The sequence below is a fragment of the Labilithrix sp. genome (genome assembly GCA_019637155.1).
Lineage (GTDB): Bacteria > Myxococcota_A > Polyangia > Polyangiales > Polyangiaceae > Labilithrix.
Genome location: JAHBWE010000005.1, coordinates 409,965 through 433,968, shown reverse-complemented (window position 1 = coordinate 433,968; position 24,004 = coordinate 409,965). Strand labels below are relative to the sequence as shown.

The following is a 24,004-nucleotide window of genomic DNA, read 5'->3' as shown; positions in this document are numbered from 1 at the left end:
CATCCTAGTCTCAGTCGGTTCGGGGCGTCGTTACTTCGGAGCCTGCGCCTGCCACGCGTCGAGCTTGCCGAGGAGCTCCTTCCACGCGTTGCTCCCCTTCCCCGTCGCCTGTTGCGAGTCGGCGGGCTGGCCGTCCGGCCCCGGAAGCGCGACGTAAGGCACGAACTTGAACGAGTAGCCCGCGGCGCCGAGGCGCTCGACGTCCTTGTCGGCGTCGAACGCGAGGAGCGTCGTCTTGCCGAGGCGATCGTCGAGGCTCCCCGCCTCGATCTCGGCCTTGAGCCGCTTGCAGGGCTCACACCACGTCGCGCTCACGTACACGACGAGCACGCGCCCTTGCGCCTTCGCCTGGAGGCGCGCGGTGCGGATGATCGAGATCGCGTCGCCGTCCGCGGCCGCGGCCTGCACGACGACCTTCCCGCGCTCCGCCGGCGCGCTCGACGACGCCGCCGACGCGGCCACGCTCGCGAGCGTGACGTCCGGCTTCACGTCCTCGCTCGCCTTCGGCGTGCACGCCGCGACGACGGCGACGGCGACGAAGAGAGCGCGCGTCACTTCGGCCGCCCTTGCGACGCCCACGTCTCGACGAGCTGGATCTCCTCCGCCGAGAGCGCGTCGTAGCCGAGCGGCATGCCGCGGACCTTGCCCGTCTCGGCGCCCTGCTCTTCTTCGTCGTGGCGCGCGACGAGCGCGGCGACGATGCGCGGCACGCCCTTGTCGTCCTTCGCGAAGATGCTCTGCCGCTCGCCCTTGTCGTCGACGTCGCCCGCGATGATGCCGGCGTAGTCCGAGAGGTTGAGGCCGCGCGGCTTGAAGCCGAGCCCGCCGGAGTTGCCGGGGCCGCCGTCGCCGATCGCGAAGTCGGGCTCGGAGTGGCAGTGCCAGCAGGTCCGGTGGAACACCTTCTCGTCGACCTCCTTGAACGTGACCTTGCGATCGAGGACCGGCAGCCGCGCGAACCTCGCCGGCTTCGGCGGCGGCTTCACCTCCGCCTCGAGGAGGTAGCCGGTGATGTCCTTGATCTCCTCCGGCGTGAGCGCGATCTTCGGCATCAGCGTGTCGGGCTTCACCGCCTTCGGATCGGCGAGCCACGCCTGCATCTTCGTCGCGCTCATCCGATCGCGCGCGAAGCGTAGGTCGGGCGCGAGCCGATGCGCCTTCTCGAAGTTCTCCATCGCCGGCGGCGCCGACGGCGGCAGCGCGGCGACACCGGTCATCACGTGACAGCTCCCGCAGCCCTTCGTCTCGAGGAGCTGCCTCCCCTTCCCGAGGTCCGCCTTCAGCGGCTCCGCCTTCGGCTCTTTCGCGTCCGGCACGAGGTACGCCGCGATGTCGCGCGCGTCTTCGCGCGTGATCGCGAGGCGCGGCATGTACTGATGCAGGTGCGGCCGCAGGTCGGCGGGCTGGAGCAAGTACGACTCGACCCACGTGCGGCTGAACCGCGCGCCCGTGGCCTCGAGCGACGGCGCGAACTGCAGCTCCTTCACGCGCGGCTTCCATCGCGCGATCGACGCCGGCGCCGCCTTGAAGCGGTCGGTCATGATGTTCTCGTGGCAATGCACGCAGTGCTTGCCGTCCTCCGCCGCCGGATGCCCCGTCCCGTCGTGGCACCGATTGCACTGGAACTGCAGCACGAGCTCCTTGCCGTGCGCGGCGTTCGCCACCGGTTCGTTCTCGATCGCGATCACTGGCGCCGCGGCGTCCTTCGCCGCGACGGGATCGGTCTTCTTGCTCGGACAACCGGCGAGCGCCGCCGCGGCGATCGCGATCGCCAGGGTGTTCCGCATGGGCAGAGCGTACGCGAGATCAGGCGCGCGCGGCGGGGGCCGGCTTCGCGGGCGCGGCCGGGGTCGCGGGCTTGCAAACTCCCGGGGCCTTCGTCATCTCTTCGCAGCGCTTGATCGCCGCCTCCGCGCCCGCGGTGTCGCCCTTCGCGCCCTTGATCTTCGCGAGCGCGGCGTACGCGAACGGCGAGCCCATGAGGTCCTTCTGCGCGAGGCCGCCGAGGAGCTTCAGCGCCTCGTCCTGCGTACGCGGGAGCTTCGAGAGCGCCTCGCCGAGGTCGGCCTGCACCGTCGGATCGTTCGGGCGCTTCGCGTCGATCTCGCGGAGCGACTGCACCGCCCACTCGAGGTTCGCGCTCGGCGTCCACTCGTTCTGCGACCAGCTCCCCGCGTTGCGCTCGTTCACCGCGCCGCCGGAGCGGACGATCGCGAGGGCGAAGACGCGAAGCGCGCGCGTCTCGAGCGGGTTCGCGCCCGCGGTCGCGTTGCGGACGTTGCTGAAGCTCGCGAGGACGACCTGCGCCGCCTCCTTGTTGTTGCCGCCTTCGAGCGACTTCTCGGCGCGCGCGATCTCCTGCACCGGGGTCGGCTTCGCCTTCACCGGCTCGAGACGAACGGACATGCCGCACGCGCTCGCGTCGGACGTCGTCGCGAGGGTGGCGGGGATGATGGCGAGGGCGACGGCGACGAGCTTGGCGATGGTCTTCATGATGCGGTGAGCTCCTCTGACGATTCGGCTTCGAGAAAGTTCCGTCACCCGATCGGATGACTGCGTCGAGCTGACGCGTCGCAGCATGCGACGCACACGTGTCACCTAGACATTTCGCGGGGTTAGCGAAAGGTCTGGGCCTCCTCTCCTTAAAGAACGCTGCACCGTCGTCTGGCCTTGTACCTTCGTGACCAGATTCTTTTTTTCGGTGGGATAAGGTGGACGCCCCAACGAGACAAAGATGAGCCACGACCCGCACCCCCCGACCCGCCCGGGGAGCCAACTCGACCATCTCGCCGATCTCTATCGGCAAATGCTCCTCATCCGCCGCTGCGAAGAGGAGGCCGCCCGCGCGTACGCGCAGGGGAAGATCGGCGGCTTCCTCCACCTCTACATCGGCCAGGAGGCCGTCGCGGTCGGATCGATCGCCGCGCTCCGCCCCGAGGACTACGTCGTCACGACGTACCGCGATCACGGCGTCGCGCTCGCCAAGGGCATGAGCGCGCGCGCGATGATGGCGGAGCTGTACGGCAAGGACACCGGCTGCTCGCGCGGGCTCGGCGGCTCGATGCACATGTTCGACAAGAAGACGAACATGCTCGGCGGCTACGGCATCGTCGGCGCGCACATCCCGCTCGCGGCCGGCGCCGCGTTCGCGTCGAAGTACCGCGCCGACGGCCGCGTCACGCTCTGCTACTTCGGCGAAGGCGCGGTGAGCATCGGCGGCTTCCACGAGGGCGTGTCGCTCGCGGCGCTGTGGAAGCTCCCGATCGTCTTCATCTGCGAGAACAACGAGTACTCGATGGGCACGCCGCTCTCGCGCTCGATGAGCGTCGAGGACGTGTCGATGAAGGCACTCGGCTACGGCATCGATCGCGATCGCTTCTTCGTCGAGGACGTCCTCGAGGTCGAGAAGCGCATCGGCGAGGCGGTGCAGCGCGCGCGCGAGCTCTCCCTCCCTACCCTCGTCGAGGTTCGGACCTATCGTTTCCGCGGCCACTCGATGAGCGACCCCGCGAAGTACCGCACCGCGCAGGAGCTCGACGAGCGGAAGAAGAAGGACCCGCTCTTCCGCGCGCGGCAGCGCCTCGCCGACGAGTACGGCGAGCAGCGGCTCAAGGAGCTCGAGGACCTCGTCGAGAAGGAGGTCATGGACGCGGTGGAGTTCGCGGACAAGAGCCCCGAGCCCGACGCCTCGCTCCTCGAATCGACCACCTACGACGGACCCTTTGCGGCTTGAGCCATGGCGAAAACGATCCGATTCCGTGAAGCCTTGCGCGAGGCGATGACCGAAGAGATGGAGCGCGACGACCGCGTGTTCCTGATGGGCGAAGAGGTCGGCCACTACCAGGGCGCGTACAAGGTCAGCGAAGGGATGCTCGAGAAGTTCGGCGAGCGCCGCGTCATCGACACCCCCATCGCCGAGTGCGGCTTCGCCAGCATCGGCGTCGGCGCGGCGATGGTGGGGCTTCGGCCGATCATCGAGTTCATGACCTGGAACTTCTCCGCCGTCGCGTTCGACGTCATCCTGAACAGCGCGGCGAAGCTGCGCCAGATGTCGGGCGGGCAGTTCAATTGCCCGATGGTCTTCCGCGGCCCGAACGCGAGCGCGCGCCAGGTCGGCAGCCAGCACTCGCACGCGATGGAGCACTTCTACGCGACGATCCCCGGGATCAAGGTCGTCGCGCCCGCGTTCGTCGACGACGCGAAGGGCCTGATGAAGGCGGCGATCCGCGACGACAACCCCGTCCTCGTGATGGAGTCGGAGACGCTCTACTCGCTGAAGGGCGAGGTCCCCGACGGCGACCACGTCACGCCGATGGGCAAGGCGCGCGTCGTCCAGGAGGGCGACGACGTCACGATCGTCTCGTACTCGCGCATGACGCACGTCGCGCTCGAGGCGGCGAAGGCGCTCGCGAAGGAGAAGATCTCCTGCGAGGTCGTCGACCTCCGCTCGCTCCGCCCGCTCGACGAGGACACGATCGTCGCCTCCGCGCGGAAGACCCACCGCGTCGTGATGGTGCACGAAGGCTGGCCGTACGGCGGCGTCGGCGCGGAGGTGGCGGACCGCATCCAGCGCCTCGCCTTCGACTACCTCGACGCGCCGATCCTGCGCGTCACCACCCTCGACGTCCCGATGCCGTACAACGCGAAACTCGAACAGCTTTGCATGCCGCAGCCGGACCGCGTCATCGCCGCGGTGAAGCGCGTGGTCTCGCGCGGCCGCGCCTGAGAGGAGGACGACATGGCGAAGATCCTCGATATGCCGAAGCTCTCCCCCACGATGGAGGAGGGCGTCCTCGCGACGTGGCACAAGAAGGAAGGCGACTCCGTCAACGTGGACGATCTGCTCGCCGAGGTCGAGACCGACAAGGCGACGATGGAGTTCCGCGCCTTCGACAAGGGCACGCTCCTCAAGATCCTCGTCGAGCCAGGCGCGACGGTGAAGCTCGGGCAGCCGGTCGCGATCCTCGGCAGCGAGGGCGAAGACGTGTCCGCCCTCGTCGCGGAGGCGGGCGGCGGCGGCGGCGCGGCCAAGGAAGAGGAAGCCCCGATCTCCTCCGCGAAGAAGAAGGAGAAGCGCGCGGAGCCCGAAGAAGAGGCCGCGAAGCCGAAGCCGAAGGCCGCCCCGACGTTGCGGCCGCCTCCCGCGCCGAAGCGGACCGGCAGCGTGCTCACGCGGACGGAGGACGCCGGCGAAGACGCCCCCGCCCCCGGCGGAGAGCGCGTCCTCGCGTCGCCTTACGTGCGCAAGGTCGCCCGCGAGCGCGGGATCGACCTCTCCGCCGCGAAGGGCAGCGGCGAGCACGGCCGCATCGTCCCCGCCGACCTCGAAGGCATGAAGAGCGGCGGCCCCGCGCCCGCCGCGGCCCCGAGCGCCGCGCTCGCCAAGGTCGGCCTCGCGGAGCCGGAGGTGCGCCCGCTCTCGCCGATGCGCAAGACGATCGCGCGGCGCCTCACCCAGTCGAAGCAGACGGTCCCACATTTCTACCTCACGATCGACGTCGAGGTGTCCGAGCTCGTGAAGCTGCGCGAGTCGATCAACCAGGACCTCGCCGCGAACATGAAGCCGGCGAAGAAGGACGATCCCAACCCGCCGAAGCCGGAGAAGGTCAGCCTCAACGACCTCGTCATCAAGGCCGCCGCCGCGGCGCTCGTGCGCGTACCGGAGTGCAACGCGCAGTACACCGACGACGCGATCCTCATCCACAAGCGCGTCGACGTCTCGGTCGCGGTCGCGATCCCGGACGGCCTCGTCACGCCGGTGGTGCGGAACGCGGACCAGAAGAGCGTCGTCGGCATCGCGCGCGAGGTCCGCGACCTCGCCGCGCGCGCGCGCACGAAGAAGCTGAAGCCGGAGGAGATGAGCGACGGGACGTTCTCGATCTCGAACCTCGGCATGTTCGGGATCGACGAGTTCTCCGCCGTCATCAACCCGCCCGAGGGCGCGATCCTCGCGGTCGGCCAAGCCCGCGCCGAGCCGGTGGTCAAAGACGGCGCGGTGGTGCCCGGCAAGAAGATGGCGATGACCCTCTCGTGCGATCACCGCGTCGTCGACGGCGCGGTTGGCGCGGCGTTCCTCGCCGAGCTACGTGATCTCCTCGAGCATCCGATGCGGATCCTCACCGGCTGATCGTCCATGCACGCGCTCCTCGCCTTCCTCCTCGCGCTCGGCCCGAACGCCGACTCGCCCTGGGGAATCGAGGGCGCGCGCCGCCCGCAGAAGCTCGCGCCGTTCTGGGCGGGGCTGCCGGCGGCCGAGCTCTCCGCCCCCGCGCAGGGGGTGGTCGCGCTGCGGGTCCCGCGGCAGGGACGCGTCCGCATCGCCGGCGGCCGCTTCGTCATGGGCTCGACGCCGCAGGAGATGGCGGAGGCGATCCAGCTCTGCACGAGGGAGACGCTCGCCAACCTCTGCAACAAGGACAACGACGCGTGGTCGGTCGGGCGCGCGATCCGCGCGGAGGGCCACGCCCACGAGGTGACGGTCGGCGATTTCGATCTCGACGTCACCGAGGTCACGGTGGAGCGGTACGCGCGCTGCGTGTCGGCGGGGGCGTGCGCGCCGCCGTCGTTCCCGCTCGGCGATCCGCGCTACGACGTCCCCACCTTCCCCGTCACGCACGTCACCTGGGACGACGCGAACGACTTCTGCCGCTGGGACGGCGGGCGCCTCCCGACCGAGGCGGAGTGGGAGCTCGCGGCCCGCGGCCGCGTCAACAACACCTTCCCGTGGGGCAACGTCTACAACCCGCACCTCTCGAACCACGGCTCGTACGCGGACGATCGCACCGACGGGCGCGACGGCTTCCTCGGCCTCGCTCCGGTCGGCTCCTTCCCCGACGGCGCGACCGCGAGCGGCCTCCTCGACATGGCGGGCAACGCGGCGGAGTGGGTCGCCGACTGGTACGACCGCGACGAACAGCAGTTCGGGTACCCGCGCGCGGCGCAGACGAACCCGAAGGGCGCGCCGTTCAGCGTCTACGGCCACGTCATCCGCGGCGGCTCGTACCTCGACGGCGCGTTCAAGCAACGTGCGGCGTGGCGGTACGCCTTCCCGTTCGCGCTGAAGGACGTCGGCTTCCGCTGCGCGGCCGATCCGGCGACGCGCTAAGGTTCGGGTGGCCCCATGCGCGTCGCCCATTTCTCCGATCTCCACGTGCTCGCGCTCGACGGCGTGAGCCGCACGCGGTTCCTCAACAAGCGCTTCACCGGGCTCGTGAACCTCCGCCTGAAGCGGGAGCACAAGCATCGCCCCGCCCACGTGAAGGCGGTCGCGCGCGCGGTCGCGGAGGCGAAGGTCGATCACGTCGTCATCACCGGCGACCTCACGAACCTCGCGCTCGAGCAGGAGTTCGAGGCGGTGAAGCGCCTCGTCGAGGAGGACCTCGGCGTCGCGCCCGAGGACGTCACCCTCGTCCCCGGCAACCACGACCTCTACACGCGCGGCGCGATGAGGGCGCGGCGCTTCACGCGCTTCTTCGCGTCGTACCTCGAGAGCGACCTCCCCGAGCTCGCCGCGGAGATCGACCTCGGTCGCTTCCCGGTCGTGAAGCTCCGCGGCCCGCTCGCGATCATCGGGCTCTCGAGCGCGGTGCCGCGCCCGCCGCTCGTCGCGTCGGGCGAGCTCGGGCAAAAGCAGATCGAGGCGCTCGCGCGCGTCCTCGCGCACGACGAGGTGAAGCGGCGCACGCCCGTCCTCGCGTTCCACCACCCGATCCACAACCCGCCATCGAGGGTGAAGACGCTGGTCGAGGGGCTCGTCGACGCGAGCGACCTCGGCGACGCGATCGCGCACGTGAAGCGCGGCCTCCTCCTCCACGGGCACCTCCACCGCCGCGTGCAGCGCGCGTGGGAGACGAAGGCGGGCGCGCTCCAATCCGTCATCGCGACGAGCGCGTCGCTCCACCACGAGGACGAGCACCGGATGGCGGGCTTCAACCTCTACTCGTTCAACGGCGCCGGCGATCTCGAGGACATCGCCGCGCACGTCCTCGTCCCGAAGGACGGGAGCTTCCGCGTCGACTCCGTCCCGAAGTGGGTTTAAACCAGAAGCGCCTGCTTCCGCGAGGGAGGCAGGCGCTTCGGTTCGGGTGGATGAGCTAGCGAGCGCGATCAGCCCATCGCGGGCGCGCCACCCTGGCGGAGCACGTTGATCGCCTGGAGGCCCTTCGGCCCCTCCTTGATCTCGAACTCGACGGTCTCGTCCTCGAAGAGGCGACGGCGGCCGTCACCGGAGATCTGCGAGTAGTGAACGAAGACATCGGGGCCGCTGTCCTGCTTGATGAACCCCCAGCCCTTCTCGTCGTTGAACCACTTCACCTTGCCCACTGCCATCGTGATGCCTCCACTTCCACTGTTACCGGTACTGCTACTGCGGGTGCTGCTACTGCTACTGCTTCAGGTACTGCCTTGAATCGCTTCAGGACGGCGCGACCATATGTGAGGTCGATTCTCGCCGTCAACTTGGAAACTGCAATCTTCCGGGGCGCTCGTCGGGCCCCGAAAAACTGGTTGAAACCGGTCGTTATTTCGAGGTCGCGCCGCCCTTCTCGAGCGCGTCGAGCTCTTCGAGGTTCGCCTTCACCCGCGGATCGGCGGGGTCGATCGCGCGCGCCTTCTCGAGCGCGGCGCGGGCTTCGCCGCGCGTCTTCGGATCGCGCGCGAGCGCGGTCGCGAGGTTGATCCACGCGCTCGCGAGCTTCGGATCGAGCTTGAGCGCCTCTCGGTACTCGGCGATCGCCTCGCTCGTCTTCCCTTGCAGCTGGAGCGCGTAGCCGAGGTTCGAGCGGAACGTGGCGCGCTTCGGATCGAGCTCGATCGCGCGCCGCAGCTCCGGCACCGCGCGCTGGAAGTCGTTCGACGCGAGGTACGCGGTGCCGAGGTCCGAGCGCGCGTGCGCGTCGTTGGGATCGATCTTCGTCTCCGCCTCGTACTCCTTGATCGCCTCCTGCACGCGACCGCGCATGAAGAGGACGGTGCCGAGGTTGCCGCGCCGCGCGGAGCTCCCGGGATCGAGCTCCTTCGCCTTCGTGAGCTCGACGACCGCGTCCTCCGACTTCCCGTTCGCGAGGAGCGCGACGCCGAGCGCCGAGTGCGCCTCCGCGTCGGCCTCGAGGAGCTTCACTCCTTTTCGGAGCGCGACCTCCGCGCCGGGGCCGTCACCGAGGAGGAGGAGCGCGCGCCCGTGCTCGACGTGCGCGGCGCCGAAGTTGGGCTCCATCTCCGCCGCGCGCTTCAGGTCCTTCGCCGCCGCCGCGACGTCCGCGTTCTTCTCCGCCGCCGCGTACGCGAGGCTCGGGCTCGCCTTCGCGACCTTCACGCGCGCGATGCCGACGAGCGGCGCCGCGCGCTTCGGCGCCGCCTTCTTCGCCGCCTCGTACTGGGCGAGCGCCTTCGCGAGGTCGCCGGTCTCGAACGCCTTGTCGCCTTCGGAGAGCGTCGCGTCGAGGCTCGGGTCGCCGGTCTTGCCGAGCGGGATCGTCGTCGGCTTCGGCGGCGGGAACGTCTCGACCGGCGGCGGCGGTGGAGGCGTGGCGACGGGCGCGGGCGCGGTGACCGACGGTGGAGGAGGCTGCGCCGGAACGGCGGCGACGGGCGTGGCCGGCGGCGCCTCCGGCTCCTTGCACGCGATCAGGACCCCGGCGAGTACGACGACCGCGCGTCTCATCGCGAAGAAGCTTAGACCGGCCGGGAGCAGCCTGGGTACTTCCTCCACTGGATCATGAATGGCGCATTGGTACCGGTTTGAGACGCAAATCTCGCGGATTTTTGCGGCCCTCCACGCGGCACCGCGGTTGCAGCTACCCCGAGCGTGAGCCTCTCCAAGTACCTCCCCATCGCCGTCGCGTCCGCCTCTCTCGGTGCCCTCGCCATGATGCTGATGGCCCCTGGTGCGGCCCACGCGCAAGCCGCCCCCGCGCCGGCGCAGGTCGCGCCGGTGCAGCAGGTCGCGCCCGCGCAGGCGGAGGCTCCCGCGCCGGTCCAGGCGGAGCAGCCGCTCGAGACGTCGGCCCCCGTATTCGCGACGAACAACCTCGCGCACTCGAAGATCCGCACGACGCCGGACGAGAACCTCCCGAAGTGGGTCCCGAAGAAGGGCCGCCTCTCGGTCGTCGACTCTTCGGACCTCGCCGAGAACCTCGGCCTCGTCCCGAAGGGCACGTCGAAGAAGAACCCGGAGGAGCGCATCTCCGTCGCCGACAAGCTCGAAGAGGAGAGCCAGAAGCGCGCCGCCGCCCGCGCCGCCGACCCGCAGTTCGCGCAGGGCCAGGGCTGGAGCTACGCCAAGGCCGGCCGCGTCCGCAGCCGGCTTTAAGCTCACAGGATCCTCGTGAGGCTACGGGCTTCAGGATCCTCGTGAGGCTACAGTCCACGGGGATTTGACTAGGCTGCCGCCAAGCCCGTCCAATACGCTGCGGAGCAGATCTCCCGCGCCCGCGTCGCGAGCGCGAGGACCCGCCCGGAGGATCTCATGAGCCTACGTCTGTCGTCGTTCGCCGTCGTCGCCCTCCTCGCGGGACCTGCGGGGGCCCAGCAGGTGCAGCCCACCCAGCCCAAAGCCCAGCCCGTCAAGCCCGCGACCCCGCCGTTGGCCCAAGCGACCAAGCTGACCGTGGTCCCCTCGGCCGGACCGTACTACAGAGGGATCCCGGACCGCGTCCGCGTCAGGCTGACGAACACGGCAGGTGCCACGATCGCCGGCAAGAGGGTGAACGCGACCGTGACTTATGGGTTTGGCCCCCAGCGCGAGGAGCGCCTCGACCTCGGGACCGTCGTGAGCAACGAGGTCGGCATCGCGAGCTTCACGTCGCACTTTCAGCTCATTGGGACAGTAGAGCCGACCTTTATTCGCTTGAGCTACCGCTTCGATGGCGACGCGACGGCCAACGCGTCTCAGGGAGAGAGCCCCATCAACATCCAAAAGCAGCCGACGAAGCTCGAGCTCGTCCCGCTCGCCTCCACGCTCCCTCCGGGATCCCCGCCCAGTAGCATCGCGGAGGCCAAGGGCAAGTTCGTCGTCACGCTGCGGCGCGGCATCGGTGCAGGCGAGCCGCTTGGTGGGCAGCGAGTCCTTTTCACTTTCATCGGTTCTTCAGACGAACGGGTGACCGACTCGTCGGGGAAGATCGTCGTGAATGGGATCATCCCATCCGGCCAGAACGACTACCGGTTCCAAAGGGTGACCTTCGGTGCGTCGAATTTGTACGCAAACACGCACCTCGAGAATCTGACGTTCCCCGCGGGGTCGTGACCAGCGCCGGACACGGCGACGCACTGGCGCTCGGTCATCCAACACGATCCCTATGCCTGTCCTTTGATCACGACCGCGTAGGCGTGGGCGACGACGTCGCGCGCCGCTTCGATGACGCGGGCGTCCGCGTTCGACGTGCGGAGGGCGACGAGCTCGCCGCCGGGGAGCGGGGTGTCGACGAGCGTCGCCGCCGCCTCTCGCACGCGCGCCGGCGCGGTGGGGTCGGCCTTCAGCGCGAGGAGGTGGTCCATGTACGAGCGGCCCCAGCCGTCGTTCGGGTGCACGATGAGCGCGCCGTTCAGCGCCATCCCCGCGGCGCGGCGCGCTCCGGCGAGCCCCGCGCGCGCGTTCTTCTTCGCGTAGGCCGCCTCCGCGCGCCGGAGCTCCCCCGTCGCCGAGCGGATCCACTCGTCGGGCGAGAGCTTGAACAGCCAGTGCGACTCGTCGCGTTCGAACGGCATCGCGAGCCCCCGCGGCGTCGTCAGGGGCGCATGTGCCGCGTCGAGTGCTCTCGTCCGTCGTAGCGGACCATGACCTGCTTGCCCTCGACGATGGTGAGGAGGTTCACCGGCCGCTTCCAGACGCGGACGAGGCTCTTCATGCATTCGCGGGCGTAGTCGGCCTTGAGGTCGAGGCCCTGGTGGTCGTGGCGGATGAGGAGCTCGCCGCGGTTGTCGTAGTTCGCGTCCTCGACGTAGAGGAACGGGTTGCCCGCGTTCGTGAGCTGGAAGAGGAGCTTCTCCTTCACCTGCTTGAACTCGCGCGACTCGATCTCGAAGCGCTCGTTGCGGTTCGAGTACGCGAACGAGAAGAGCTTCTGCTCGCGACAGAAGTCGGGCGTGAGGAACTCGTCGATGAACGTGACGTCGTTGTAGAGCGCACGCACCTCGAAGATCTTCTTCTTCCCGAGCCCGAGGCGGAGGTTCCAGTGCTTCTTCGCGTCGAGGTCGTCACACTCCTCCCACTCCTTGCCGAACTGCCCCTTGTCCCACCGCTCCTCGACGTTGCGATAGAGCTCGACCCCGAGCTTGTAGGGGTTGAGCCGCCCCCCGCTCGTCCCCATGACACCGGCGTTGTTCTCGGCGTAGTCGATGATCTCGGAGGCATCGAGGATGCCCTTCGTCGTCATCAGCTTCGAGTGCCAGTACGAGGCCCAGCCTTCGTTCATGACCTTCGTTTGCATCTGCGGGACGAAGTACAGCGCCTCCTCGCGGATGATCTCGAGGATGTCGCGTTCCCAGCGCTCGAGGGGGGCGTTCTCGAGGAGGAACTTCAGGATGTCGCGCTCGGGGTGGGCGGGGAATTTCTTCTCGCGCTCCTTCTCGGCCTCGATCTTCTGGCGCTGCTCCTCGAGGAACTCCTCCGGGTTGATGAAGGACTCCATGTAGTCCTTCGACTTGAGGCGCGGGATCTCCGTCGCCTTGTCCTCCTCGTCCGGGTCGCGCTGCGCGCGGCGGCCGTGGAAGGCGGCGTGCGGATCGATCAGGTTCTCGAGCGAGAGGCACTGGTCGATGAAGTCCTCGACCTTGTTGATGCCGAGGCGCGCGACGTGGCGGCGGACGCGCGCGCCGTGGTTCGCCATCTTGTCGATCCAGCGGCGGTTCGGGTCGTAGTCCTTCGGGCGCGTCGCGGGATCGGTCGTGCGGCCGCCGGTGTCGAGGTCCGTCGCGCGGAACGTGAAGTTGTTCTTGAAGAAGTCGACGTGCCCGTAGACGTGGGCCATGACCATCTTCTGATCGACGAGCGAGTTGCCTTCGAGCAGGTACGCGTACGAAGGGTTGTTGTTGATGACCATCTCGTAAATCTTCGAGAGGCCGTACTCGTAGCTCTTCGAGAGGCGCTCGTACTCCATGCCGTAGCGCCAGTGCGGGAAGCGGTTCGGGAAGCCGCTGTACGCCGCGATCTCGTTCATCTGGTCGTAGGTGAGGATCTCGAAGACGGTCGGGAAGAAGTCGAGGCCTTCACCCTCCGCGATCTTCGCGATGCGTTCCTGCTCCTTGACGAGATACTGCGGGAGCGCCGTCTTCAGCGCGAACTCGCTCATGAGAGGAGCGTATCGGAAAAACTCAGGACGCGGCGACGGCCTTTGCGATCGTATCCATCGTCTCTTCGAGCGGCGCGCCGTTGATGTGCTTGTCCCACGCGTCGACGATCGCGCGCGCGGGCGGGTAGAGGTTGTAGAAGCCGCTCTCGCCGAGCGGGCGATGCTTCGGATCGATGAAGCGCCGCACGAGGCTCGCCGCCTCCGCGAACGTGACCGTGTTCACCGCCATCTCGAGGCTGGGGTCGTCGTCGCCGATGCCCTTCGCCTCGAGCGCGCGGCGGAGCGCGTTCATCGCCGTCGGCAGCCGCACGGTGAGCTCGTCGATCGAGTGGATCGCCTCGTGGAGGACGGTCTCGCAGAGCGCCGCGCCCTCGAGCCCGTGCACCCGCACGAAGCTCGCGCTCGCGCGACCGCGCGCGTCGGCGGCGAAGATGCCGGGGTACGGCGCGTCGCCGACGAGGGTGACGACGATCGGCCGCGTCACGCCGGGGAGCGCCATGTCCGCCTCGATCGCGCGGAGGATCGTCTCGACCTGCGGCAGGAGCCGCGCGCCGAGGTCCTTCGCCGCGCGCTGGATCTCCGCGTCGTGCTCGCGGAACGGACCCGCGCGGTACGCGCCCTCCGTCGCCTCGAGCGCGCGGGAGAGGCGGAGCGCGCGCGCGCGGAGCTGCATCGGCCGTCCGCCGACGTCGCGTGTGACCGGCAGCTCGCCGTACACGGTGGTGAGCTCGCTCGCGCGGCGCACGGTGCCGAGCGGGACCTCGAGGTCCTCCCAGGCGGTGGGGTCGGCGGCGAGGTCCGCGCGCAGCTCGCGCATCGCGGTGAGCGCGTCGACGAACGGCGCCGGCGCCTCGCCCTCGAGGACCTTCGCGCGGAGCCAGAAGTACTGGTCCGCCACGAGGCTGCGGCGGAGCCCGATCGGCGAGGTCTCCGGCGTCAGCGGCTCCGCGTCGTGCGAGTCGAGCACGACCTCCGCCGGACGCGCCGGCGCGCACGCGGCGAACGCGAGCAGGACGAGCGCGACGGAGAGGAGCTTCACGCGCGGGAAAAGCGCCAGACTCAGTTCCCCTTCCCGAGGAACTCTTTGATGCTTCCGACGATAGCGTCTTTGTCGCGGATTTCGCTCGTGATGACGCGGTCGTCTTTTCCGAAGTGTTCGCGCAGGTCCTTGATGAACTGACCCGAGCCGTACGGGCTCTCGACCTGGCCGTAAGCGAACATGTTCGCGCGCGGGAGGAGCTTCTGCTTGAGGATGTCGACGCACGAGAGCGTGTCGTCCATCGACCAGTTGTCGCCGTCGGAGAAGTGGAACGGATAGATGTTCCACTCGTCCGGCGGGTAGTGGTCGTCGATGAGCTGCGAGCAGAGCTTGTACGCGCTCGAGATCATCGTGCCGCCCGACTCGCGGGTGTGGAAGAACGTGTCGCGATCGACCTCGCGCGCGACCGCGTCGTGGATGATGTAGCGGCTCTCGAGGCCCTTGTACTGCTTCGACAGCCACGTATCGATCCAGAAGCTCTCGATGCGGACGATCTCCTTCTGCTCGTCGCCCATCGAGCCGGAGACGTCCATCATGTAGATGATGACCGCGTTCGCGACCGGCTCCTGCTGCGTCTTCCAGCTCCGGTAGCGCTTGTCGTCCGGGATCGGGACGATGACGGGCTTGTCGGGGACGTAGGAGCCGACCGAGATCTGCCGCTTGAGCGCCTCGCGGTAGGTCCGCCGGAAGTGGCGGAGCGACTCGGGGCCGACGCGGCGGATGCCGGTGTAGCGGTCCTTCGCGTTGATGATCTTGCTCTTGCCCTTGTCCTGGATGTCGGGGAGCTCGAGCTCTTCGCCGAGGATCGCGGCGAGCTCGTCGAGCGTGACGTCGACCTCGAGCGAGTGCTCCCCCTCGCCCTGCCCCGCCTGCTTGCCCTCGCCGCCCTCCTCGCCGTCCTGACCGCCGCCGATCGGATCGCCGGGCTCGCCGTCGCCCTGCCCCGCCCCACCCTGCTGCTTGTCGCCGAAGCGGAAGCGCGGGATGTCGATCTGGGGGATCGGGATCGAGACGAGGTCCTTGCCCTTCCGCCCGATGAGCTCGCCCTGCGAGATGTACTTCCGGAGGTTCTGCCTGATCTTGCCGCGGACGATCGCGCGGAAGCGTGAGTGATCCTGGTCGATCTTCAGCGACATTGAGGCCTTCCACCGAAGCGTATCACTCATCGCCGGGGCGTGGAGCGAAGCTATCATGCGCTGCCCGCTCGAATGGCCGCTCGCCGTACGAACCGCCCGCTCACCGTCGTCGCGCTGCTGCTCGCGCTGTTCATGGCGGCGATGGAGATGACGGTCGTGTCCACCGCGATGCCGACCGTCGTCGCCGAGCTCGGCGGCGCCTTGCACTATGCATGGGTCTTCTCGGCCTACATGCTGACGTCGACGGTCACGGTGCCGATCCACGGCAAGCTCGCCGACCTCTACGGCCGCAAGCCGGTCCTCCTCGCCTCGATGGCGATCTTCCTCGTCGGCTCGATGGCGAGCGGGCAGGCCCACTCGATGACCGCGCTCATCGCCTTCCGCGCGGTGCAGGGGCTCGGCGCGGGCGGGCTCCAGCCGATCGCGATCACCGTCGTCGGGGACATCTTCGACGTCGAGGAGCGCGCGAAGATGCAGGGGCTCTTCGGCGCGGTCTGGGGGATCGCCGGCCTCGCCGGCCCGCTCCTCGGCGGCGTGATCGTCGCGGCGCTCTCGTGGCGCTGGGTGTTCTACGTCAACGTGCCGTTCGGGCTCCTCTCCGCCGCGCTCCTCGCCGGCGCGCTGCACGAGTCGATCGCGAAGAAGGACCACGCCCTCGACGTCGCCGGCGCGGTCTTGCTCTCGCTCGCGATCGTCGCGCTGCTCCTCGGGGTCGAGGGCGTCGCGCCGTGGGTCCTCCTCCCCGCGAGCGTCGCGCTCGCGGTCGCGTTCGTCGTCGTGGAGCGGCGCGCGAAGGAGGCGATGCTCCCGCCGCGCCTCTTCCGCGAACGCGTGCTCGCGGTCTCGGGCGTGCTGTCCGCCGTCACCGGCGCGGCGATGATCGGCATCGTCACGTTCGTCCCGCTCTACGCGCAGGGGGTGCTCGGCGCCTCGCCGACGGAGGCCGGCGCCACGATCGCGCCGATGGCGGTGGGCTGGCCGATCGCGAGCGCGATCTCGGGGCGGCTCCTCGCGCGGCTCGGCTTCCGCACGCTCGTGCGCTTCGGCATGTTCGTCGTCGCGGCGTCGACGGTGATGTTCGTCGTCACGGTCGGACGCGGCGCGACCGCGGGCGAGCTCCGCCTCGGCGGGATCGCGTTCGGCGTCGGGATGGGCTTCGCGAACACCGCGCTCGTCATCGCGGTGCAGACGAGCGTGAGCTTCTCGGAGCGCGGCGTCGCGACCGCGAGCACGATCTTCTTCCGAAGCATCGGCGGCACGGTGGGCGTCGGCGTGATGGGCGTCGTCCTCGCGCGCCAGCTCCTCGCGACGCCGGAGGCCCGCGCGCACGGCGGCGCGGAGCTCGTCGCGCGCATCCTCGGACCGGAGCGCAAGTCGGTCGCGACGGAGGTGCTCGCCGCGATCGCGGGCGACCTCTCGCGCGGCCTCCTCCACATCACCTGGATCTGGGGCGCGCTCGGGGCAGCGGCGCTCGTGGCGGCGTGGGCTTTCCCCCACGTCGAGCGGAAGATCACGCCGGCTAAGCCGTGATCCTGTTCGATTGCAGAGACACCAGCATCCGCGTTCCCCCAGGGCGAGCCAATATCCTGTAATCCCTACTGAATTCAGGATCACACCCACGTGTAGGCTGCTGGCACACACGGTGCTGAACAGAGCCTTATGCGCCCCGCCTTCGTCCGACTCGGTCTCGCGCTCGCCGGCGCCGCCCTCGCCGCCGCGTGCACGACGGCCACGACCGACGACGAAGAGGACGACACGGGCCTCGGCGAGCAGGCGGTCTCGAGCCTCGATCCGAGCAGCGCGCCGGCGACCGCGATCACGGAGCCGGCGGCGCTCCGCCAGCTCGAGAAGATGGGCTTCGGCTTCGGCCACCACTTCGATCAGCCCGACGACGCGACGGCGGACAAGCTCGCGACGACCAAGGCATGGTCGTCGATCGCGGCCGCCATGGACGCGAACCTCGACGAGCTCCAGCGCAACGATCGCGAGCTCAAGGTCGGGATGGCGGCCTCGCATCGCCTCTTCGATCGGCGCTGGCTCCGCTCGAGCCGCAGCCGCTTCGAGCTCGTCGCGGTGACGAACCGCATCGATCGCGCGGCGGCCTCCGGCGGATGCGGCGAGACGCGGTTCGTCTACCGCCTCGCCTACGCCGATCCGCGCGAGGGCGCGACGTCGCGCATGCCGATGACGGTCGCGGTCGTGCACTCGCAGTTGCCGCGCGACGGCGAGACCGGCTGCGCGCCGAGCATGAACCGCTGGCTCTCGCTCGGCGGCAGCGGCGCGACGCTCGCGGACGCGGCGGCGAAGGGTCCGCTCTCCGGCCTCGACGAGTTCGTGACCCTCGAGACGAACCTCCAGGCGGTGCGCTGGCCCTCCTCCGTCCGCAAGGACATGGGCGGCGAGGCGCAGTACATGCTGAACGTGTGGGAGCGCACGGCCGACGGCGGCATGACGGCGAAGCCGCTCGACAACACGCCCGACATCCCCGCCATCACCGCCGATCCCGCGAAGCGCGCCGCGCTCGTGAAGTGGGTGAAGGACAACGTCTACGGCATCGACCACGGCACCGCGACGCTGCCGGCCGAGCTCTCCGCGAAGACGGTCTACTCCCACGGCCCGCGCGGCTTCGCCCGCCTCGTGAACCAACCGTTTTCGCAGCTCCTCGACGAGAGCGATCTCCGCACCGTCGCGTACGGGAACCTCACCCACGTGAAGAGCGCGCGCGGCCTCGTGCGCAAGCTCGATCAGGAGTCCTGCCAGGGCTGCCACCAGAACCGCGCGATGGCGGGCTTCCACGTCCTCGGCAACGAGGACGACCGCGGCACGAACAGCAAGCTCAATCGCCTCGCGGTCGGGACCTCGCCGCACTTCAACGAGGAGCTCGCGTGGCGCATGCGCCTCGTGCGCGCGGTCGCGAACGGCGCCGACGCGGCGAAGCTCGAAGAGGCGCGGCCGTTCGCGGAGCACGCGACCAACGACGGCCTCGCGGGCGCGAGCTGCGGCCTCGGCGCGGACCCGTCCTTCGCCGACTGGAGCTGCATGGCCGGCCTCAAGTGCGCGGACATGATCGGCCAGGGAACGATCGGCGTCTGCGTGACCGACGGCGCGCCGAAGCCGGGCGAGGCGTGCGAGAAGGACCGGATCACGACGTCGACGAACCCGAACCAGGACAAGGTGCAGAACCTCGACCCGGGCGACGCGCTCTGCGCGCGCGGCACGCCGGGCGGCTCCTGCAGCGGCGCGTCCGGCGGCTTCCCCGGCGGCGCGTGCTTCGCCATCTGCAACCGGATGGGGCAGCTGAAGGACCGCGTCATCTGCGGCGCGGCCCCGCCGAGCGGCTTCAACGAGTGCATGGCGCGCGGCCGCGAGTCCTTCGAGAAGTGCATGAGCCCACCGAAGCTGGCGCTCCGCCAGGCCTGCAACGTGGACATCCCCTGCCGCGACGACTACGTCTGCTCGTACGTCCCCGGCGCGCCGGCAGGAACGGGCGCGTGCATGCCGCCGTACTTCATCTTCCAGGCCCGCATCGACGGCCACGACTGAGGCTTGTCATGTTCGAGAGGGGCGCTGCCCCTCTCGAGCTCTCCCCGCCAGGGGACTCTCCACGCGCGGGGCGCGCGTCGCCGCCCCTGGACCCCGCAGAGGAGAGGTTCCTGTTGCCGCTCGGCGCCGCTCGCGCGACACGCATAGAACGAGCTCTCGTGTACTCTCGCGGGTGATGCGTCGATGGGTGGTCGGGCTCGTCGGAGCGGCGGTCGTGGGGATGGCGCCCGGCGCGCGCGCCGACCAGGCCGCGTGCGCGAAGGCCGCCGAGCGCGGGCAGATCGCGCGCGCGGACGGGAAGCTGCGCGAGGCGCGACGGCAGTTCGTGTCGTGCAGCACCGACTGCCCCGCCATGATCGCGAGCGACTGCGCGACGTGGGCGGAGCAGGTGCTCGCGGCGATGCCGACGATCGTCGTCGACGCGAAGGACGAGGCCGGGCGCGACGTCGGCGACGCGACGCTCACGATCGACGGCGAGGTCATCACCCACCAGCTCGACGGCAAGGCGATCCCGATCGATCCCGGCTCGCACACGCTCACGCTCCAGCGCAACGTGCCGCTCGGCACGAACACACCGCCGAAGGTCACGGAGACGATCATCGCGAAGGAGGGCGCGAAGGCGCGCGCGGTGACGATGGTGGTGCCCGCCGTGAGGGACGTGGTGCCGTCGTCGAGCGAGGACGGCGGTCACACGATCTGGCCGTGGCTCGTGGTCGGCGCGGGCGTCATCCCGGTGACCGTCGGCGTCGTGCTGCTCCTCACCGCGCCGGACCTCCCGTCCGGCTGCAGTCTCGAAACGAGCACGTGCGTCCAGCTACCGAACGAGAGCTCCGAGGATCTCGAGGAGAGGCAGGTGCAGGCGGGCCGGGCGAAGGGGCAACCCACGTTCGGAGCGATCTGGATCGCCAGCGGCGCGGCGCTCATCGCCGGCGGCTTGATCTGGCACTTCCTCGAACCGACGAAGCCACGGAACGCGAGCATCGCGCCGTGGCTTCAACCAGGTGCCGGCGGGCTCAGCGCCCGCGGCACGTTCTGAGCGATTCGTTCAGGCCTTCTTCGCGTCGAGCGCGAGGCGCGCGAGCGCCATGCAAAGCACGACGTTCACCGCGCACCAGACGCGGAGCATGAACGGGCCCATCGCGAACCAGGTCTCGCCCGAGATGCCGATCTGCGCGCAGAGCGCCGCGGTGCCGAGCGCGAGGCCGCCGATGACGGGCCGGAGGTGCTTGTTGCCGAACATGAGCGCCGTGAGCGCGAAGACCGGGAGCGCGCTCGCGAGCGGGAGCCACTTGTGGATCGCGGGCGAGAGCAGGAGCGTCCACTCGCCGAGCGGCTTCATCGCGAGCTCCGCGAAGACGCGCGCGCCGCCGATGCGAGCGGGGATGCCGACGAGCGGGAGGAACGGCAGGAGGCCGACCGAGCCGAGGAGCGCTCCCGCGACCTTGCCGGAGCCCTTCTCGAGCTTGCCGCCCTTCTGCTTGATGCGCCGCACGACGACGGCCGCGATCGCGGCGAGCGCGGCGAGGCGGATGACGACGTGAGCCCAGTGGGTCTTCTGCGTGGCCTTGCCCGCCTCGAGGATGCCGGCGCCGAAGAGGTTCTTGTCCTCCTTCGGCGTCGCGGTGCCCTGGAGCGTCGCCTTCACCGCGTCCGGATCCGTCACGCCCTGACCGACGAGGAGCGCCGCCGCGCCCGCGACGTGCGGCGAGGCCATGCTCGTGCCGTTGAACGTGCCCCAGACCTCGCACTTGTTCTTGCCGGACTCGCAGATCGTCTGCTGCGTGACGCCGACGCCGGGCGCGCCGATCGCGACCTCGGGTCCACGCGAGGAGAACCACGCGATGTTGTCGTTCTTGTCCGTCGCGCTCACCGCGATGACGCCCGGGTATCCCGCCGGGTAGCCGACCGAGCGGCCCGAGTTGCCCGCCGCGGCGACGACGATGACGCCCTTCTTGTACGCGTGCGTGACGGCCTTCTCGACGACGGGGCTCTTCTGCGAGGAGCCGAGCGACAGGTTGATGACCTGCGCGCCGTGATCGGCGGCCCAGCGGATCCCCTCCGCGACGTCCGCCATCGTGCCCCAGCCGCGCGCGGAGAGGACCTTCACCGGCATCAGCTTCGCGCAGTGCGCGAGGCCCGCGACGCCGATGCCGTTGTTCGTCGTCTGCGCGATGGTGCCGGCGACGTGCGTGCCGTGCCCCTGATCGTCCGCCGCGATCTCGTTCTTGCCGACGAAGTTGTAGCCGCCGACGCAGGTCGTCCCCGCGAGGTCGGTGCCCTTCATGAAGCCGCCCTCGTCGTAACAGGCGACGCCGGTGTCGACGACCGCGACCGTGACGCCCTGCCCGCACGCGTACTCCCAGGCCGTCTCGGCGCCGGCGCGCGTCATGTGCCACTGCTCGGAGTACTTCGGATCGTTCGGCGCCCAGTACATCTGCGCGACCGCGGCCGGCTCGACGCCCTCGACGCGCGGGTCCGCGGCGAGGCGGGCCATGACCGCGGCCATCTCGCCCGGCGCGACGTCGGCGATCTCGATGTTGCCGTCGTCCTTCACGCCTGGGCTGTTGTCGCGGAGCGAGACGTGGAGCTCGCGACCGAGCGCCTCGATCTCGGCGTCGGACAGGTCGTCCTTCACGTCGACGACGATCTCGCCGGGGATGAAGTCCGGCGCGTCGACCACCGCGGCGGTGGGGACGAGATCGCGGAGCGGAGGATCGAAGGGATTGGACGGCGCGGCGGCGGCGTGCCCGGGGATCGCCAGGAGCAGGCCGAGGGAGGAGGACGCGAGAAGCAGCGAACGCTTGGTCATCGGTTTCCTTCTACGAGGCTCGGCCGGGCAAAGATCTTCCCAGGCGGCCTGACAAAGCTAAGCACGATCCCCCTCCTCGCACATGCTCAGCCGTTTTCGGTACGAGGATGTGGGCGCGGCTGAGCTTTGCGACGCTAGAGCCCTGGGCAGCCCACGTGGTACTTCCGGTGCCCGTTCGCATCGATCGCGAACGGCGGGTCGCACCAGCCCTTCGGCGCTCCGGCGTCGCGCTCGGCGGCGTCGAGCATGAGGAAGCGACGCTCGGGGCCCGGCGGCGCGTAGAGCTGGACCGCGACGAGGTTCGTGCCGGGATCGGGCGTCCACGCGTGCGGCGTGTCCTTCGGGACCGTCACGATCTGGCGCGGGCCGAGGCGGCTCGCCTTGCCGTCGATCGTGAACGTGCCCGCCGCCTCGATCGCGACGAGGATCTCCGCCGACGTCTCGTGACGATGCTCGCCGACGGCGGCGGTGCCTTCGAGCCGCCCGAGGTAGAGGTCCGGCGAGACGTCCGCGCCGACGTCGAGGTGCGCGTGCATCCGGCCGCCCGCCCACGTGAGCTCGCGCGCGAGATGGGCGCGGCGGAGCGAGACGACCGGCCCCGGTTTGTCGCGGAGCGAGCACGCGAACGGCTGCACGACGCGGAGCGCGAGGCCGTCCGCGTCGGCGTAGAGATCGTCCGGGTACTGGATGATCATCACGTCGCCCGTCTTCAGCACGTCGTCCGCGAGCGTGACCGTCCCCTTCGCCGCGACGATGAAGAGCCGGCTGCACGGCGGACCACCGAGCTTCGTGCGCCCCTCGAAGAACGCGACCTCGAGCGCGTCCTCCTCCTTCTTGTCCTTGTCCTTGTCCGCCGCCGCGGGCGCGGCCACGACCGGAGGCGCGGCCGGCCGATCGCCGCCGCAGGCTTCGACGATCCCCGCCGCGCCGACGGCGCCGATCGCGACGATCGAAGCGACGCGGCAGCTCTTCACGACGGCTTGCGGACGAGGCTCGTCGCCGGGAGCAACGCGGCGGTCGCGCGCGCGGCGAGCTCGCTCGTCGTCTTCGGCACGTCCGAGCCGTCGATCGCGGCCGCGGCGCGGCGCGCCTCGGCGAGCCGCTCCTCGAGGAGCTTCCCCGCCGCCGCGGGATCGTCCGGCCGGAGCACGCTGCGCACGAAGACCTCCGCCGCCTTGTAGGAGCTGCGCACGAGCGGCGCGCTCGCGACGTACGCGAAGCCGAGCTTCTTCCCCTCCTCTGCGAAGCGCGCGAAGGCCTCCGGCGTGACGAAGCGATGCACCTCCGCGTGCTTCGGCGTCGGACGGAGGTACTGGCCGATCGTGAGGAGGTCGACGCCCGCCGCGCGGAGGTCCGCCATCGTCTCGAGCACCTCGTCGTCCTCTTCGCCGATGCCGACCATGATCGACGTCTTCGTGATGCGCTCCGGATCGACGTCCTTCACGTGCTTCAAGACGCCGAGCGATTTCTCGTAGCTGCAGCGGACGTCGCGGATCGTGCGCTGGAGGCGCCTCACCACCTCGATGTTGTGCGCCCAGACGTGCGGCTGGGCCTGCACCGTCAAATCAACGTAATCGTGATGTCCGCCGAAATCGCCAAGCAGCGTCTCGATCAGGATGTCGGGGCGGAGCTCGCGGAGGCGCGTCACCGTCTTGGCGACGTGCGCCGCGCCGCCGTCGAGGAGGTCGTCGCGATCGACCATCGTCATGACGACGTACTGGAGGCCGAGCCGCGCGATCGCGCGCGCGACGTGCTCCGGCTCGCGCACGTCGACCGCGCCGCGCGGATCGCCGCTCGTCACCGCGCAGAAGCGGCAGCCGCGCGTGCACACGTCGCCGAGGAGCATCACCGTCGCGGTGCCCTCGCCCCAGCACTCCCCCACGTTCGGGCAGCGCGCCTCCTCGCACACGGTGTGGAGGTCGAGCGCGCGGAACGTCTGCTTCAGGTTCGTGTACGTCTCGCCGCCGGGGGCGCGGACCTTGAGCCACGGGGGCTTCGGCGCGAACCGCGACGCCGGACGTGAGGGATCGCTGGCCACGCCGGTCACGTAGCGTCCCCCCGAAGCCGGGTCAATTCGGTCCTTTTTCCGCGATGACGCGCCGAGCCTGAACGCGGACCAGTCCACCGGTGAAGCGCCGTGCACACCGCGCGACGATCGCGCGGGATTTGGAGAGGCTCGTACTGGCAT

Annotated in this window: 22 protein-coding genes; 10 read left to right on the top strand and 12 right to left on the bottom strand. The window is 69.8% G+C overall.

Annotated features, from left to right (window positions below; all coding sequences use genetic code 11):
• Window positions 1–30: 30 nt before the first annotated feature.
• From KF837_12860 to KF837_12850, 3 genes are read right to left on the bottom strand one after another with little or no spacing between them, the layout of a single operon-like run.
• Entirely contained in the window at window positions 31–555 is a 525-nt protein-coding gene (locus KF837_12860) for a thioredoxin family protein (GenBank protein MBX3228205.1), read from the bottom strand.
• Window positions 552–1,787, bottom strand: coding sequence for a c-type cytochrome (locus KF837_12855; protein ID MBX3228204.1), 1,236 nt, complete (start codon window positions 1,785–1,787; stop codon window positions 552–554). The genes KF837_12860 and KF837_12855 overlap by 4 nt, the downstream gene beginning before the upstream one ends.
• A gap of 19 nt (window positions 1,788–1,806) precedes the next feature.
• Window positions 1,807–2,493 (bottom strand): hypothetical protein, encoded by a 687-nt coding sequence (locus tag KF837_12850; protein MBX3228203.1) that lies wholly within the window; start codon window positions 2,491–2,493, stop codon window positions 1,807–1,809.
• A gap of 241 nt (window positions 2,494–2,734) precedes the next feature.
• Between KF837_12850 and pdhA the strand changes: the two genes are divergently transcribed.
• The 5 genes from pdhA to KF837_12825 are packed head-to-tail and all read left to right on the top strand — an operon-like array spanning window position 2,735 to window position 8,038.
• The gene (gene pdhA / locus KF837_12845) at window positions 2,735–3,733 is read left to right on the top strand and encodes a pyruvate dehydrogenase (acetyl-transferring) E1 component subunit alpha (protein MBX3228202.1); all 999 of its coding nucleotides are present in this window, start codon (window positions 2,735–2,737) and stop codon (window positions 3,731–3,733) included.
• A 3-nt stretch (window positions 3,734–3,736) separates the two neighbouring features.
• Complete coding sequence (locus KF837_12840; protein ID MBX3228201.1) at window positions 3,737–4,726, top strand: pyruvate dehydrogenase complex E1 component subunit beta; 990 nt, start codon at window positions 3,737–3,739, stop codon at window positions 4,724–4,726.
• Between the two features lie 12 nt (window positions 4,727–4,738).
• Window positions 4,739–6,127, top strand: a complete 1,389-nt coding sequence (locus tag KF837_12835) for a pyruvate dehydrogenase complex dihydrolipoamide acetyltransferase (protein ID MBX3228200.1) — start codon at window positions 4,739–4,741, stop codon at window positions 6,125–6,127.
• Window positions 6,128–6,133: 6 nt separating this feature from the next.
• On the top strand, window positions 6,134–7,105 hold the full coding sequence (locus KF837_12830; GenBank protein MBX3228199.1) for an SUMF1/EgtB/PvdO family nonheme iron enzyme: 972 nt from the start codon (window positions 6,134–6,136) through the stop codon (window positions 7,103–7,105).
• A gap of 15 nt (window positions 7,106–7,120) precedes the next feature.
• A complete protein-coding gene (locus tag KF837_12825) occupies window positions 7,121–8,038 on the top strand; it encodes a metallophosphoesterase (GenBank protein MBX3228198.1) in 918 nt (305 codons plus the stop codon).
• Window positions 8,039–8,106: 68 nt separating this feature from the next.
• Here the strand turns inward: KF837_12825 and KF837_12820 are convergent, their stop codons facing one another.
• Together KF837_12820 and KF837_12815 are read right to left on the bottom strand one after the other, a co-directional pair.
• Window positions 8,107–8,328, bottom strand: coding sequence for a cold shock domain-containing protein (locus tag KF837_12820; GenBank protein MBX3228197.1), 222 nt, complete (start codon window positions 8,326–8,328; stop codon window positions 8,107–8,109).
• A gap of 190 nt (window positions 8,329–8,518) precedes the next feature.
• Window positions 8,519–9,661, bottom strand: a complete 1,143-nt coding sequence (locus tag KF837_12815) for a tetratricopeptide repeat protein (protein MBX3228196.1) — start codon at window positions 9,659–9,661, stop codon at window positions 8,519–8,521.
• A gap of 144 nt (window positions 9,662–9,805) precedes the next feature.
• On the opposite strand from KF837_12815, the gene KF837_12810 reads away from it, so the two are divergent.
• A complete protein-coding gene (locus tag KF837_12810; GenBank protein ID MBX3228195.1) occupies window positions 9,806–10,309 on the top strand; it encodes a hypothetical protein in 504 nt (167 codons plus the stop codon).
• Between the two features lie 156 nt (window positions 10,310–10,465).
• Window positions 10,466–11,245, top strand: coding sequence for a hypothetical protein (locus tag KF837_12805; GenBank protein MBX3228194.1), 780 nt, complete (start codon window positions 10,466–10,468; stop codon window positions 11,243–11,245).
• 50 nt (window positions 11,246–11,295) lie between these two features.
• Here the strand turns inward: KF837_12805 and KF837_12800 are convergent, their stop codons facing one another.
• From KF837_12800 to KF837_12785, 4 genes are read right to left on the bottom strand one after another with little or no spacing between them, the layout of a single operon-like run.
• Window positions 11,296–11,706: a hypothetical protein gene (locus KF837_12800; protein MBX3228193.1), complete on the bottom strand. Its 411-nt coding sequence runs from the start codon at window positions 11,704–11,706 to the stop codon at window positions 11,296–11,298.
• A gap of 20 nt (window positions 11,707–11,726) precedes the next feature.
• Complete coding sequence (locus tag KF837_12795) at window positions 11,727–13,289, bottom strand: SpoVR family protein (GenBank protein MBX3228192.1); 1,563 nt, start codon at window positions 13,287–13,289, stop codon at window positions 11,727–11,729.
• 22 nt (window positions 13,290–13,311) lie between these two features.
• Window positions 13,312–14,328: a hypothetical protein gene (locus KF837_12790; protein MBX3228191.1), complete on the bottom strand. Its 1,017-nt coding sequence runs from the start codon at window positions 14,326–14,328 to the stop codon at window positions 13,312–13,314.
• A 20-nt stretch (window positions 14,329–14,348) separates the two neighbouring features.
• Window positions 14,349–15,464 carry a DUF444 family protein gene (locus KF837_12785; GenBank protein ID MBX3228190.1) on the bottom strand — a complete coding sequence of 372 codons (1,116 nt, stop codon included), beginning with the start codon at window positions 15,462–15,464 and terminating at the stop codon, window positions 14,349–14,351.
• A 72-nt stretch (window positions 15,465–15,536) separates the two neighbouring features.
• On the opposite strand from KF837_12785, the gene KF837_12780 reads away from it, so the two are divergent.
• From KF837_12780 to KF837_12770, 3 genes are all read left to right on the top strand, one after another.
• Window positions 15,537–16,994, top strand: coding sequence for an MFS transporter (locus KF837_12780; protein ID MBX3228189.1), 1,458 nt, complete (start codon window positions 15,537–15,539; stop codon window positions 16,992–16,994).
• A 129-nt stretch (window positions 16,995–17,123) separates the two neighbouring features.
• Window positions 17,124–19,007 (top strand): hypothetical protein, encoded by a 1,884-nt coding sequence (locus tag KF837_12775; GenBank protein MBX3228188.1) that lies wholly within the window; start codon window positions 17,124–17,126, stop codon window positions 19,005–19,007.
• Between the two features lie 175 nt (window positions 19,008–19,182).
• Window positions 19,183–20,043 (top strand): hypothetical protein, encoded by an 861-nt coding sequence (locus KF837_12770; GenBank protein ID MBX3228187.1) that lies wholly within the window; start codon window positions 19,183–19,185, stop codon window positions 20,041–20,043.
• A gap of 9 nt (window positions 20,044–20,052) precedes the next feature.
• On the opposite strand, the gene KF837_12765 is transcribed toward KF837_12770, so the two are convergent.
• The 3 genes from KF837_12765 to lipA form a co-directional block, all read right to left on the bottom strand.
• Entirely contained in the window at window positions 20,053–21,816 is a 1,764-nt protein-coding gene (locus tag KF837_12765; protein MBX3228186.1) for a peptidase S8, read from the bottom strand.
• A gap of 134 nt (window positions 21,817–21,950) precedes the next feature.
• Entirely contained in the window at window positions 21,951–22,790 is an 840-nt protein-coding gene (locus KF837_12760; protein ID MBX3228185.1) for a cupin domain-containing protein, read from the bottom strand.
• Entirely contained in the window at window positions 22,787–24,004 is a 1,218-nt protein-coding gene (lipA, locus tag KF837_12755; GenBank protein MBX3228184.1) for a lipoyl synthase, read from the bottom strand. Before lipA ends, KF837_12760 begins: the two co-directional genes overlap by 4 nt.

Coding starts and splice junctions, on each gene's coding strand:
- KF837_12785 (MBX3228190.1), bottom strand. CDS start 15,464: ATGTCGCTGAAGATCGACCAGGATCACTCACGCTTCCGCGCGATCGTC.
- KF837_12800 (MBX3228193.1), bottom strand. CDS start 11,706: ATGCCGTTCGAACGCGACGAGTCGCACTGGCTGTTCAAGCTCTCGCCC.
- pdhA (MBX3228202.1), top strand. CDS start 2,735: ATGAGCCACGACCCGCACCCCCCGACCCGCCCGGGGAGCCAACTCGAC.
- KF837_12795 (MBX3228192.1), bottom strand. CDS start 13,289: ATGAGCGAGTTCGCGCTGAAGACGGCGCTCCCGCAGTATCTCGTCAAG.
- KF837_12765 (MBX3228186.1), bottom strand. CDS start 21,816: ATGACCAAGCGTTCGCTGCTTCTCGCGTCCTCCTCCCTCGGCCTGCTC.
- KF837_12820 (MBX3228197.1), bottom strand. CDS start 8,328: ATGGCAGTGGGCAAGGTGAAGTGGTTCAACGACGAGAAGGGCTGGGGG.
- lipA (MBX3228184.1), bottom strand. CDS start 24,004: ATGCCAGTACGAGCCTCTCCAAATCCCGCGCGATCGTCGCGCGGTGTG.
- KF837_12850 (MBX3228203.1), bottom strand. CDS start 2,493: ATGAAGACCATCGCCAAGCTCGTCGCCGTCGCCCTCGCCATCATCCCC.
- KF837_12830 (MBX3228199.1), top strand. CDS start 6,134: ATGCACGCGCTCCTCGCCTTCCTCCTCGCGCTCGGCCCGAACGCCGAC.
- KF837_12805 (MBX3228194.1), top strand. CDS start 10,466: ATGAGCCTACGTCTGTCGTCGTTCGCCGTCGTCGCCCTCCTCGCGGGA.
- KF837_12840 (MBX3228201.1), top strand. CDS start 3,737: ATGGCGAAAACGATCCGATTCCGTGAAGCCTTGCGCGAGGCGATGACC.
- KF837_12780 (MBX3228189.1), top strand. CDS start 15,537: ATGGCCGCTCGCCGTACGAACCGCCCGCTCACCGTCGTCGCGCTGCTG.
- KF837_12815 (MBX3228196.1), bottom strand. CDS start 9,661: ATGAGACGCGCGGTCGTCGTACTCGCCGGGGTCCTGATCGCGTGCAAG.
- KF837_12825 (MBX3228198.1), top strand. CDS start 7,121: ATGCGCGTCGCCCATTTCTCCGATCTCCACGTGCTCGCGCTCGACGGC.
- KF837_12775 (MBX3228188.1), top strand. CDS start 17,124: ATGCGCCCCGCCTTCGTCCGACTCGGTCTCGCGCTCGCCGGCGCCGCC.
- KF837_12835 (MBX3228200.1), top strand. CDS start 4,739: ATGGCGAAGATCCTCGATATGCCGAAGCTCTCCCCCACGATGGAGGAG.
- KF837_12855 (MBX3228204.1), bottom strand. CDS start 1,787: ATGCGGAACACCCTGGCGATCGCGATCGCCGCGGCGGCGCTCGCCGGT.
- KF837_12770 (MBX3228187.1), top strand. CDS start 19,183: ATGCGTCGATGGGTGGTCGGGCTCGTCGGAGCGGCGGTCGTGGGGATG.